Genomic DNA, 12,660 nt, shown 5'->3' with positions numbered 1-12,660 from the left:
TGGGCATTGGGCATTGGTGATTATCTGTTATTTTTTACTATTCCCTATTCCCCATTCCCCAATCCCCCTAAATGGAGGGCGTGAGTTTTACACGAGCTTTGGCGGTGAGTGGTTTTCCTAATTTAATTTGGACAGATGTGGCGCTGCGGCTGTTGTCAGTGCTACTGCTGATTGCCATAAATGCCTTTTTTGTGACGGCAGAATTTTCGATTGTGAGCGTGCGGCGATCGCGTATTCACCAGCTAGTTAGGGCTGGGGATATTCCGGCGATCGCTGTGGAAATGCTACAACGTAGTATTGACCGACTGCTATCTACCACCCAGTTAGGTATTACCCTTTCTAGCTTGGCATTGGGATGGATTGGAGAAAGTACGATTGTTGTGCTAGTGAATGCATGGTTAAGATCCTGGCCTTTACCCATTGGGATGACTACCTTCATCGCCCATTCCCTATCAATTCCCATTGCCTTTTTCTTGATTGCCTATTTGCAAATTGTGATCGGAGAACTATGTCCTAAATCCTTAGCTATGCTGTACTCAGAACAGCTAGCTAGGTTTTTGGGGCCTTCGGTAAAAGCGATCGTGCGTTTTTTTGGCCCCTTCATCTGGATTCTCAACCAATCAACTCGTTGCTTATTGCGTATTTTTGGTATCCAATATACAGGTCAAGCCTGGAGGCCGCCTGTAACTCCTGAAGAATTGCAACTGATTATCTCTACAGAATGGGGGTCTACTGGTTTACAGCGTGCCGAGCGAGAATTGCTCAATAATGTCTTTGAGTTTGGGGATGTCATGGCCCAAGATGTGATGATCCCCCGCACTAGTATTGTAGCGCTGCCAAAAGATGCTACCTTCCAGACATTACTCAAGGAAATGGCTTCTACTGGTTACTCTCGCTATCCCGTGATTGGTGAATCTTTGGACGATGTTCGGGGCATTGTTTATTTTAAAGATTTGGCACAACCTTTGGCTGTAGGAAAACTAAGTTTAGAGACACAGATCCAACCTTGGATGCGTCCCGCCCGGTTTGTTCCAGAACACACGTCCTTGAGTGAACTTTTGCCAATGATGCAGCAAGAGAAACCAGCTATGGTCATGGTAGTGAATGAATTTGGCGGTACTGTGGGACTAGTGACAATCAAAGATGTCATTGCCGAAATCATTGGCGACGCCAGCGAACCTGAAAGCAGTGACGACTTACTGATTCAGATGTTAGATAAGCAGAAATTTTTGGTGCAGGCACAAATCAACCTCGAAGACCTCAACGAGGTTTTGCATCTCAATTTGCCCCTGACAAGAGAATACCAAACACTGGGGGGCTTTTTGCTGTATCAGTTACAGAAAATTCCTGCCAAAGGCGAAACCTTCTGTTATCAAAATCTCGAATTCACTGTGGTATCAATTGTTGGCCCACGCCTGCATCAAATTCAACTGAGACGGTTAGAAGAGTTAGGAGTTGAGAGTTAGGAGTTAGGAGTTAGGAGTTAGGAATTTTAACAAAGTATGTTCATATGACTAGCCCTTTCAAGGTGAGCAGATGTACTATCACGGTTTTTGCGGCATTTTAGCCATCGGCTGGAATTGAATAAAAAATCTATCCTTTAAACCCCAGATTTTTGGACTGTAAATTAAGCGTAAGCGATCGCCAAAATCCCAGAATCGGCTGAAAAACATGATTTTCTCATAGTACAAAGGTTCACCTTGAAAGGGCTGGTTCATATGACTTACGCATTGACAAAAAAATACTAAATATGGGTAATTTTAAAAACCACATCTTTTGTAAGGGCACAGCAATGCTGTGCCCCTACAGCATGGTCTATTTACGATCGCAGGATTAATTAAGAAAAGCCTGAAATAACCTATTTTAGTTAATGCACATCACGATGCATTTGTACAGTGCGTAAGTCCTAGTTCAGTTTAATTCCTCTGCTTCTAGAGGCAGCACGTTTTGATGCCTAATTAAAATCCCCGTCACAAAACTTAATTACGTTAGCGTTCGCGTAGCGTCTCGTAGAGAAGCGGTAGCGAGTCCGCGTACTCTGTAAGAGTTGCAAGCTACGCTTTTAGCGTCTCGTAGAGAGCGTCATTAGGAATTACGAATTATTTTAACTCCTCACTTTTAACTCCTCACTCAAGAAGCATACGCCACTGGATCAACGAGTCCCAATTCGGCAAAAGCTGCTAGCCGCAAACGACAAGAATCACATACACCACAGGCGACATCATCACCGGCATAGCAAGACCAAGTTAGCTCCCAAGGAACTCCCAATTGGTTCCCCAGTTGGATGATTTCAGTTTTTTTCAGGTTGATCAGGGGTGCAACAATATTAATTGGTTGTCCCTCACGCCCTTGTTTGGTTCCCAGGCGAAATACTTCCTGCATTGCTTGGATATAGTCGGGGCGACAGTCAGGATATCCTGAGTAATCTAAGGCATTGATGCCGATATAGACACGTTCAGCTGCGATCGCTTCGGCGTAACCAAGAGCAAAGCTTAAGAATATGGTATTACGAGCCGGAACATAGGTGACAGGAATATTTTGAGACATTTCATCCAGCGATCGCTCCTGGGGTAAATCAATGGCATCATCAGTAAGTGCTGAACCGCCCCATTGTCGTAAGTCAAAATTAACCACCTGATGTTTTGCGATCGCAGCTTTTTGAGCGACGGTGAGGGCTGACTGTAACTCTCGTCGGTGTCGTTGCTGGTAATCAAAGGAAATAGCATGACATTCACAGCCATCAGCCTGAGCTTTGTACAGAATTGTGGAAGAGTCCAATCCCCCAGATAACAAAATTACAGCTTTCATATCGGTTGCAAATTTTGGATTTTAAATCGCCAAATCACACCTTAACAAGATGCCAGGAAGCAATGCCAAGGAGAATTTACACTTAGGTCTTACTGAATTTTTTAAAGTTAATAAAAAGACATCTATTTTTTGGAGAAAGTGCAAAATCCCAAGCAAACCCGAAATATCTATACAAAAGATATCTGGATTACGGGAACCGATCACAAACTTTGAAATTCTTCATAAACATAGGCTCTATGTTACCATCTGGATGGTTTTAGACGGATCGTAACTGGCTTTCGAGTATAAACGCCAACGGCCGTAGCGTCTCTAAATTTGGTGGTTGAGGAGAGAATAATAGTGCAAAATAGCATGTCAGTGGCAGAACCGAATCCATATACACAGCGCAACCAGCCACGACCGATCCGCATAGGCGTGATTGGAGTGGGTAACATGGGACAACACCACGCTCGCGTGCTGAGTTCAATGAAAGATGTTGAACTAGTCGGAGTGGCAGATATTAACGTTGAGCGAGGATTAGAAACTGCCAGCAAGTACAAGGTGCGTTTTTTTGAAGATTACTGTGATCTGCTACCCCTTGTGGAAGCAGTTTGTGTAGCTGTTCCCACCCGCTTGCACTATGCCGTGGGCATCAACTGTCTGTTAGCGGGAATTCATGTTTTGATTGAAAAACCGATCGCAGCCAGTATTTCTGAGGCAGAGTCTCTAGTAAATGCCGCAGCTGAGTCTGGGTGTATCCTGCAAGTAGGTCATATTGAGCGTTTCAATCCAGCTTTTAAAGAACTGAGCCAAGTGCTGAAAACTGAGGAATTGCTGGCGCTAGAAGCTCACAGGATGAGTCCTTACTCAGATCGGGCAAACGATGTTTCGGTTGTGCTGGATTTAATGATCCATGACATCGACCTCCTTCTGGAATTAGCTGCTTCCCCAGTAACGAAATTGACTGCTAGCGGTAGTCGCGCCCTGGACTCTGGTTATTTAGATTACGTAACCGCCACCTTGGGGTTTGCCAATGGTATAGTTGCTACTCTGACTGCCAGTAAAGTCACCCACCGAAAAATTCGCCGGATTGTCGCTCATTGCAAAAATTCATTTACTGAGGCAGATTTTCTCAAGAATGAAATTTTGATTCACCGACAAACAACTGCCAATTCTCTCACCGACCACCGACAAGTACTTTACAGGCAAGATGGTGTGATTGAAAAAGTCTACACCAGCAATATTCAACCCTTGAGTGCAGAATTAGAACATTTTGTCAACTGTGTACACGGTGGCAATCAACCCTCAGTGGGTGGTGAACAAGCTCTTAAAGCCCTGAGATTGGCAAGTTTGATTGAGCAGATGGTGCTGGAAGATCGAGTTTGGAATCCATTAGACTGGCAATCGGAACCAAGAGTACAATCATTAACTCCGACAGCCTAGAAGAAGAGGGAAGAGGGGGACAAAGGGGGACAAGGTAAAATTTTCTCCCTTCTCTCCCCTGCTCCCCCACAGCATCAACCTCAGAAGAAAACCCGAAAGTGTACTTTTAAATTTGCCATCAAATCTTTAGATCCTCCCTAGTCCTTTTAAAAAACCGACTAAGGGGGATCTAAAAAATTAGAAAACAAAACCTAGTGGTTCGTTTCATTAATTTTGTGAGGTTCGTAGTGAGCGATTTATCGCTCAATTTCAAAGGCTATAACTACTTACGAACTTTTATAACCCTCGAAATTCATGAAACAGACCCCTAGCTTCCACTTCTCTTACTCTGTTTCTCAGTTGCGATGCCAACTTTTAGTACAGCCAAGTTACCTTGACTTTAGCAAGCGGGGATAATTACCTTTTAAAAAAGCTAAAGCTGAATTTAGTAACAAGACTAGTGCAGCAATTTCAGGAATTGACTCAATGCTTGAATGGATAACTAATACTATCAACTATTTTGGCCATTGGGGAATCGCCCTACTAATGTTCCTAGAGAACCTTTTTCCCCCCATTCCTTCAGAATTGATTATGCCACTGGCTGGATTTACAGCAAGTCCATATCAACCAGGAGGGGCAAAGCTGAATATCATTGGAGTGTTTTTCGCAGGACTTTTGGGTTCTGTATTGGGCGCACTTATTTGGTACTATCCAGGTAAGTTTTTGGGCGAAAGCCGTTTGAAAGCTTGGGCTGACAAGTATGGCAAATGGCTGGCTATATCCAGTAAAGATATCACCAAGGCGAAAAAGTGGTTTGACCGACAAGGTAGAAAAGCAGTATTAATTGGTCGCCTTGTACCGGGAATCCGCACCTTGATTTCTGTTCCCGCAGGTATCAGCAATATGCCCTTGCTACCATTTCTGTTTTACACAACCTTAGGTAGCGCTGCTTGGGTGGGTTTGCTAACATACTCAGGATACATATTGGGTAGTCAGTATGAACTTGTGGACAAGTACCTTGCTCCTGTATCCAAAATCGTACTTGGGGGTTTGGTTTTGGCATTTGTTTTCTGGATATGCAAGCGCCAGTTAAGACGTAGTAGAAGATGAAACACGGACGCTTTTGGTTTGAAAGCAGTGAAAGCAGGGGTTACATCTGGCCAAAATTCGCCTACACTATGCCAAATAATACTAGATGTGCGTTGGCATTCGCGTAGGCTCTCCAAGAGTTGCCCACCGAATGTATCGCCCGAATTAATTTTTGGCGTATTTCTAGCTACACTTGACGCAACCTAGAATTTCTGGTTGCTCGCATTTTTGTAAGATCAGCATGACAACTTTTTACAGTTAAGTTTGAAATAGGAGCTTTCATGACAGACCAACCTTCCGCCGCTACCCCAATGAATGCCGCTGCTATACCCATGAATAGAGCAGCAGTTCCCATAAATGCAAATCCTGTTAATAATCCCAACCCAGGCGCGGGCAACATTCCAGGAAAAACCATTCTCAGTGTTGATTTAGGCAGAACTTCCACAAAAACTTGTGTGAGTCGCGAACCAAACAATGTGGTGTTCGTACCTGCCAACGTGAAGCAAATGTCAATAGAACAAGTACGCGGTGGTGTTTTTGAAGCCAGGGCTACTGATCCCTTAATGGATTTGTGGCTGGAGTATCAAGGAAATGGATATGCTGTTGGTCAACTGGCAGCAGATTTTGGGGCAAATTTAGGAGTCGGCCAATCTAAGGTAGAAGCTGCACTGGTAAAAGTGTTAGCAAGTGCTGGCTACTTCAAACTCAAAAATGATATCTCAGTTGTACTGGGTCTGCCTTTTCTTTCCTTAGAGCAATTTGAAAAGGAAAAAGCACAGTTGATTAGCCAAGTAGGTGGCCCTCATGTGTTGAACTTCCGAGGCGAATCTGTGTCGCTGAACGTCAGTAAAGTTTGGGTAATGCCAGAGGGCTACGGCAGCCTACTCTGGTCTGAAGCTCAACCGAAGAAAAGTCCTGGCAGTCCCGATTTTACAAAAATATCGGTGGCGATCGTCGATATTGGACATCAAACCGTCGATCTTTTGATGGTAGATAACTTCCGTTTTGCCAGAGGTGCTTCTAAGAGCGAAGACTTCGGGATGAATAAGTTTTATGAATTGGTGTCTGCCGAAATCGAGGGAGCAGATAGTCAATCTCTAGCGCTGATTTCCGCTGTGAACAAACCCAGAGGTGAACGTTATTACCGTCCTAAAGGCGCTAGTAAGCCCACCAACCTAGACGATTTTCTTCCCAACCTCACGGAGATGTTTTCCCGCGAAATCTGTAGCCGTGTGCTAGCCTGGTTGCCAGAACGCGTCACCGATGTGATTCTCACTGGTGGGGGTGGTGAGTTCTTCTGGGATGACGTTCAACGTCTGCTCAAAGAAGCAAAGATTAATGCTCATTTAGCAGCACCTTCACGACAGGCGAATGCTTTGGGGCAGTATATTTATGGAGAGGCACAATTATCCTCCAATCGCGCTGCTAGGGCATAAAGCTGATGTTCCAATGGTCAAAAAAGGTAGTTAAATCCGTCACGTTCAACCCAGAGCTTGCTGATGAAAGCTTGTTAGCGCAAGTAGAAAGTTATTTGGAAAAACAACCAGACAAGACTTTCAGTGACCTCTGTAAAGAAGCCTTGTGGCAATCTTTATGTGTACCGGAATCCGTACAACCTGCTCCACAAACAGCAGCAACAACACCGATTGAACAACAAATGGGTGAACTGCAACGTCAAGTGGCTGGACTTGAGGAACGTTTTTTTGCCAAGGGATCTAATCGTTTGGAGGCGATGGAACATCATCTGCTGCAACTTTCTCAACAAGTTGCACAACTGGCGCTCATAGTCAATGATCGATCATTCATTCCGTCTCCATCTCAATTAGAAGTAGTAAATAATACTTCTTATACTGTTGCTACCCCTCCTCAAGAGGTTGACCCCGTAATCAGTCGCCTTAGTCAGTTTCTCGATGATTTTTAAGGAACAATCAGGTTTGTGAGCAGTTTTTGCTCCTCTCAACAATCCTTAATAGTATTCACTATTAAGGATTATTAATGTTTATATTTTTTTAGAAATGCGATCGCATCTAATCAAGTTATACAAAGCGATATCCATAAAATACTTTTTATAAATCATGTTTAATGTGAATTAAGAATTGAAAACCAATATTGCAAGCTCCTCTATTAGTTGAGGCTCAAGAAGCAGTTAATTTACCAATCGTAGTCGGTGGTGTCGATAACAGTTCCGTCTTCCAAAGTCAAATATATAACCGTGCCAGTGAAATTGACGGTATCTACATTTTTAGCTCCAGTCAGATCGGGACTAAATACATCGCCAACTCTGATTTCAGCACGAAACAAGTTAGCCCCTCTCATATTAGTACCATCCAACTCGGCACACTCCAGCCAAGCTTCGGTCAAGTTAGCCCCACTCAAGTCGGTATTGGTGAGATTGCTATGGTTCAAAATAGCACGGGTCAAGTTGGCATTACTCAAGTTGGCTCCTTCCAAATTGACCCCCCTCAAGTCAGCCTGAGTCAAATCGGCACCACTGAGATTAATCCCGCTCAAATCGGAAGTGATTCCCCGGCGGTAGGGTTCGGCATAAGCCCCAACGTCAAAGCTACGACTGACTCCACTAAGATTAGCTCCTTTGAGATCGACCCCGCTAAAATCTCTCTCCCCAGCAGCGTAACGTCTCAGCAATTCTTTACCGTTCATAATTCGCCTTTTGCATTAATTAAAATATACAAAAATAGCTCACTTAACCTCTGCCCTATCTTCTTCGATCCCACATTTAGTATCAACTTTCAAATCACCGATCTCCCCACTAGACAACTAGCCAAAGCCCAAGTAAGCAAAACATTTCTGAGTACTCAGTTAGCGCTCTTTTATTACTCTGAAAAATAAAATATTTGTAGGTTGGGTTGAACAAAGTGAAACCCAACAAAATCAAAGATTCTTGGTGTTGGGTAGAGGAACGAAACCCAACCTACCCTAGATAAAAAAAAACTAATCACAACAAAGGTTTCTGATTTTTATCTCGTGAAAGTCGCAGAAGAGCGTTAGAGGGCTGAGTAGAAAAATAGGACTTACGCATTCACAAGAAAGAGTGAATATATATAACGCGAAAAACCACATTTTTCGTAGGGGTAAAGCGCATTGCTAAACCCCTACAGCATGGTCTATTTACGATCCAAGGATAATTAAGAAAAGCCTGAAACAACCTATTTTGATTGATGCACATCATGATGAATTTGTACAGTGCGTAAGTCCTAAAAAAGTAAAATTAGACCAACTAGGCACAAAAAAAGTCTCTTGCCCCAATATTCGGCATGGAAAAAGAAATATACCCGATCGCACCTCTACAATGCACAAATTTGCTCACTTTTGTGTTGAATATTATTAGTACATATTTTTACTAGATTCTTTTTTTACTTTGCACACTGTATAAATGCTAGAATCCTCAAGTAGACAGTTAGGATACCTAGATGCCAGTTGTAGCTAACTCAATCAAGTTTGGTACAGACGGCTGGCGGGGCATTATTGGTGATGAATTCACCTTTGAACGTCTAGCCCTGGTCGCGCCAGTTGCCGCAAAAGTATTATATGATACATATTTTTCTACGGTGGGTAGCCGGACAATAATTGTCGGTTACGATCGCCGATTCATGGCCGAAGACTTTGCTCGTGCTGTTGCCGATACTGTCACCGCTATTGGATTTGATGTGCTGTTGAGCGAGGGCTATGCTCCAACCCCAGCTTATAGTTGGGCAGCAAAACAACTCAATGCTTTAGGGGCGCTGGTAATTACGGCCAGCCATAACCCTGGTACATATTTGGGTTTAAAAGTCAAGGGTTATTTTGGTGGGTCGGTGCCGCCAGAAGTCACAAAAGAGATAGAAGCGCAGTTGTCGGTGGGAGTAGCACTAGCCGCTACCCCAGGTAAGCAAGAGAAATTCGATCCTTGGCCCAGTTATACCCAAGCACTAGAAGGTAAAGTTGATATTGCCAAACTTCGAGAAGCGATCGCATCTGGTAAATTGACGTTATTTGCCGATGTCATGCATGGCGCTGCGGCTGGCGGATTGGCGAGACTACTAGGCAATCAAGTCAAAGAAATCAACTCAGAACGCGACCCCCTATTTGGTGGTGGTGCGCCGGAACCCTTGCCTAAATACCTTTCAAAGCTATTTGAAGTCATCAAGACTCACCGAGAAACCGATAAATCAGGTTTAACGGTGGGGTTGGTATTTGATGGAGACTGCGATCGCATCGCAGCAGTGGATGGAGAAGCCAACTTCCTAAGTTCCCAAGTATTAATCCCAATATTAATCGACCACTTAACCCTGCGGCGTGGCTTTAGTGGTGAAATAGTTAAAACTGTTAGTGGTTCCGACTTGATGCCCCTTGTGGCAGCACTACATAACCTGCCAGTCTTTGAGACAGCAGTTGGTTATAAATACATCGCTGACAGAATGTTAGCAGCAAAAGTTTTGCTGGGTGGCGAAGAGTCGGGAGGAATTGGCTATGGTAGCCATATTCCCGAACGTGATGCCCTGCTGTCAGCATTGTACGTCCTAGAGGCGATTGTAGAATCTGGTTTGGATTTAGGTGAATATTATCGCCACTTGCAGAAACAAACAGGGTTTACCTCAGCATACGATCGCATTGATTTACCCTTAGCAAGTATGGAAGTGCGATCGCGTCTTTTGCAACAACTGCAAACCCAACCCTTAACAGAAATTGCTGGGTTAGCAGTGATTGATTGCCAAACAATTGATGGCTACAAATATCGCCTAGCTGATAAAAGCTGGTTAATGATTCGGTTTAGCGGGACTGAACCAGTTTTACGCCTCTACTGCGAAGCCCCGACAATTGAGCAAGTGCATCAAACTCTTGCTTGGGCGAAACAGTGGGCAGAGTAAAATTAGTGAGGAGTTGAGAGTTAGGAGTTAGGAATTAATAACTCATAACTCATCACTCCTAACTCCTAACTGATATTTAAAATTCATGACATTACTTGTAGTAGCTACAGGAAATCCAGGTAAGTTGCGGGAAATGCAAGCTTATCTGACAAATTCTGGTTGGGAATTAACCCTCAAACCTGAAGAATTGGAAATTGAAGAGACGGGCGAAACTTTTGCCGCCAACGCCTGTCTGAAAGCGTCACAAATTGCTAAAGCTACAGGAAACTGGGCAATTGCTGATGATTCGGGCTTGGAAGTAGATGCCCTAAATGGCGCACCAGGGGTGTATTCTGCACGTTACGCCACAACCGACTCAGAACGCATTGCTAGGGTATTGAGAGAATTAGGCAACGAGGTAAATCGGCAAGCTCAATTTGTTTGTGCAGTAGCGATCGCTCGTCCTGATGGTGCGATCGTATTACAATCTGAAGGTGTTTGTCCCGGCGAAATTCTCCACGCACCGCGTGGTGATAGTGGTTTCGGCTACGACCCAATTTTTTATGTTCCAGAAAAGCAATTGACCTTTGCTGAGATGACACGGGAGTTGAAGGGGTCAATTAGCCATCGAGGCAAGGCTTTTACAGCTTTACTTCCTCAACTAGAGAGAGTTAGGAGTTAGGAGTTAGGAGTTAGGAGTTAGGATTTATGCTAAATCTTCATTCATTATTCCTGACTCACAACTCATAACTTTTAACTCTTAACTCATAACTTTTTTAAACTGCTTCTGTGTTCTTTTCGCCGGTGCGAATCCGAATCACTTGCTCAACAGGCGAGATGAAAATTTTACCATCGCCGATTTCACCAGTGCGGGCAGCAGCAATAATTTTGTCCACCACCATATCAACCTGATTGTCGTCAACTACGATTTCCACTTTGAGTTTTTGCAGAAACTCAACGGTGTACTCAGAACCGCGATACCGTTCAGTTTGGCCTTTCTGCCGTCCGAACCCCCGAACTTCAGAAACGGTCATGCCGACAATACCAGCATTAACCAAGGCAATTTTTACCTCATCTAGCTTAAATGGGCGGATAATAGCTTCTACTTTTTTCATCTTCTTGACTCCTGACTTCTACTAGCTTCGTTTATATATCTAACCAGATCCGCTGTCTGAAGCTGTAACTAGCAGTGCTTTTCCTAAAACATATGTAATAATTACCACTTTTTTAAAATGTAAATGCTTTGCCTGATGGTTTTGGACATGAGAACCAGTAAGGATTTATATAGCAACGGACAAGAAGGTTAGGACATTAACTGATGATAAAACCTATATACAAACAGACTTTCAACCCAGTCGCCAGTCCCCAGTCCCCTGCTATAGAAACACTCGGTAAGCGTAAAACTCAGTCCTTCGACAAGCTCAGGAACCATCCCTTTAGAGCTGAGATATAAGTGACGGCTCGACTGAGCGCTCACCGAAGTCTCGTGTGGTTTTAACCACCGTGATTTTTTATAGCGTGTCTTTAGACCTGAGAGTGCCAATAATTGAATAATCTTTGAGGTTCTAACATAAAGAATTTGCTGTCAAATTAGCATTTTATGTGGCTTTTATAAGCTAAAAATAGATAAATTCCGCCATTTAGCAGATATGCTCAGATATTTAGAGAGTGATTGCAGAGAAATTGCTCAGTAGCCCGAAAGCCTGGTGCTGACTGTGGGAGTGTCAACTAACGTTTCTGATGTTCAAACAAGGGACGCACAACGAAATACCCAGCACTAAAGGCAGTAAGCATGATTAACAAGATAGTGATAATTAACCACCAGCCACTGACTCCCTTAACATCTGGCTCAGTAGTGGAATAATAACTTACTTGTTGCTCTTCTATAAAAACTGGTTCTGGTATCGGGAAATTCATTTCCATTACAGGTTTAGAAAAGTCTTGGCGGCGGCTTTTTTCGGGTGGCGCTTTGGGCACAACGGGTGGATGCGAACGAGAAACCTGCTGACGTGGACGCGCTTGGGTTACTGGCTGTTTGGCGGCACTTTTAACGTCGCCAGAAGCTTGGGTAGCTTGGTGATAAGTAGGTGTAGCATGGGAATCCACAAAATTTTGCAACCGAGAAAAAGACTCAACGACTTTGGTAATTTCTTGGCGTAATAGTTGATTTTCTTGTGCTAGTTGCTGATTTTGGGTGGTGAGTGCATTTAGCCTCGCCTGTGCTGCTTGCAACTCTGTTGACAATTCCCTGTATACAAATAGTGGTACAGAGGGAGGGTAGGCTTGAGTAGTTGGTGTTGGCGAATTTCTGTGAACAGAACCTATGGTTGTTCGCATCGGGGGCTTGGTATTAAAAATCAAGGTAATTAGATCGTACAGAGATGCTAACAGAGATAGTCACCCCTGAAACTATGCCCAAGAATAATAGAAAAATGCCGAAAGGGCAAAGATTTATTATTGGGGCATTGGGCATTGGGCATTGGGCATTGGGCATTGGGCATTGGGCATTGGGCAT

General features: G+C 43.8%; 12 protein-coding genes. 7 read left to right on the top strand and 5 right to left on the bottom strand.

Going from position 1 to position 12,660, the window contains the following annotated elements:
- The first annotated feature begins 71 nt into the window (after positions 1-71).
- Positions 72-1,466 carry a hemolysin family protein gene (locus HWQ41_RS32805; RefSeq protein ID WP_292772200.1) on the top strand — a complete coding sequence of 465 codons (1,395 nt, stop codon included), beginning with the start codon at positions 72-74 and terminating at the stop codon, positions 1,464-1,466.
- A 78-nt stretch (positions 1,467-1,544) separates the two neighbouring features.
- On the opposite strand, the gene HWQ41_RS32800 is transcribed toward HWQ41_RS32805, so the two are convergent.
- Both HWQ41_RS32800 and queC read right to left on the bottom strand, forming a co-directional pair.
- Positions 1,545-1,718, bottom strand: coding sequence for a hypothetical protein (locus HWQ41_RS32800; RefSeq protein ID WP_292772198.1), 174 nt, complete (start codon positions 1,716-1,718; stop codon positions 1,545-1,547).
- Positions 1,719-2,130: 412 nt separating this feature from the next.
- Positions 2,131-2,808: a 7-cyano-7-deazaguanine synthase QueC gene (gene queC / locus HWQ41_RS32795; protein WP_292772196.1), complete on the bottom strand. Its 678-nt coding sequence runs from the start codon at positions 2,806-2,808 to the stop codon at positions 2,131-2,133.
- Between the two features lie 339 nt (positions 2,809-3,147).
- Here queC and HWQ41_RS32790 point away from each other — a divergent pair, with 339 nt between their 5' ends.
- The 4 genes from HWQ41_RS32790 (at position 3,148) to HWQ41_RS32775 (ending at position 7,219) form a co-directional block, all read left to right on the top strand.
- Positions 3,148-4,230, top strand: coding sequence for a Gfo/Idh/MocA family oxidoreductase (locus tag HWQ41_RS32790; RefSeq protein WP_292772194.1), 1,083 nt, complete (start codon positions 3,148-3,150; stop codon positions 4,228-4,230).
- A gap of 465 nt (positions 4,231-4,695) precedes the next feature.
- Entirely contained in the window at positions 4,696-5,319 is a 624-nt protein-coding gene (locus HWQ41_RS32785) for a DedA family protein (protein ID WP_292772192.1), read from the top strand.
- Between the two features lie 260 nt (positions 5,320-5,579).
- Positions 5,580-6,734, top strand: a complete 1,155-nt coding sequence (locus tag HWQ41_RS32780; protein WP_292772190.1) for a ParM/StbA family protein — start codon at positions 5,580-5,582, stop codon at positions 6,732-6,734.
- A gap of 5 nt (positions 6,735-6,739) precedes the next feature.
- On the top strand, positions 6,740-7,219 hold the full coding sequence (locus tag HWQ41_RS32775; RefSeq protein WP_292772188.1) for a plasmid segregation centromere-binding protein ParR: 480 nt from the start codon (positions 6,740-6,742) through the stop codon (positions 7,217-7,219).
- Between the two features lie 230 nt (positions 7,220-7,449).
- Here HWQ41_RS32775 and HWQ41_RS32770 read toward each other — a convergent pair whose 3' ends face one another.
- Positions 7,450-7,959 (bottom strand): pentapeptide repeat-containing protein, encoded by a 510-nt coding sequence (locus tag HWQ41_RS32770; protein ID WP_292772186.1) that lies wholly within the window; start codon positions 7,957-7,959, stop codon positions 7,450-7,452.
- Between the two features lie 770 nt (positions 7,960-8,729).
- Between HWQ41_RS32770 and HWQ41_RS32765 the strand changes: the two genes are divergently transcribed.
- Complete coding sequence (locus tag HWQ41_RS32765; protein ID WP_292772184.1) at positions 8,730-10,166, top strand: phosphoglucomutase/phosphomannomutase family protein; 1,437 nt, start codon at positions 8,730-8,732, stop codon at positions 10,164-10,166.
- 85 nt (positions 10,167-10,251) lie between these two features.
- Complete coding sequence (gene rdgB / locus HWQ41_RS32760; protein WP_292772182.1) at positions 10,252-10,827, top strand: RdgB/HAM1 family non-canonical purine NTP pyrophosphatase; 576 nt, start codon at positions 10,252-10,254, stop codon at positions 10,825-10,827.
- 94 nt (positions 10,828-10,921) lie between these two features.
- Here the strand turns inward: rdgB and HWQ41_RS32755 are convergent, their stop codons facing one another.
- Positions 10,922-11,260 (bottom strand): P-II family nitrogen regulator, encoded by a 339-nt coding sequence (locus HWQ41_RS32755; RefSeq protein WP_012410794.1) that lies wholly within the window; start codon positions 11,258-11,260, stop codon positions 10,922-10,924.
- Positions 11,261-11,873: 613 nt separating this feature from the next.
- On the bottom strand, positions 11,874-12,482 hold the full coding sequence (locus HWQ41_RS32750; RefSeq protein WP_292772180.1) for a cell division protein ZapB: 609 nt from the start codon (positions 12,480-12,482) through the stop codon (positions 11,874-11,876).
- Positions 12,483-12,660: the final 178 nt, after the last annotated feature.

This window comes from Nostoc sp. NOS(2021), assembly GCF_017115025.1.
In the GTDB taxonomy this organism is placed as follows: domain Bacteria; phylum Cyanobacteriota; class Cyanobacteriia; order Cyanobacteriales; family Nostocaceae; genus Nostoc.
Note: the sequence above shows the minus strand (reverse complement) of the source record. Positions and strands in the feature narration are given on the sequence as shown.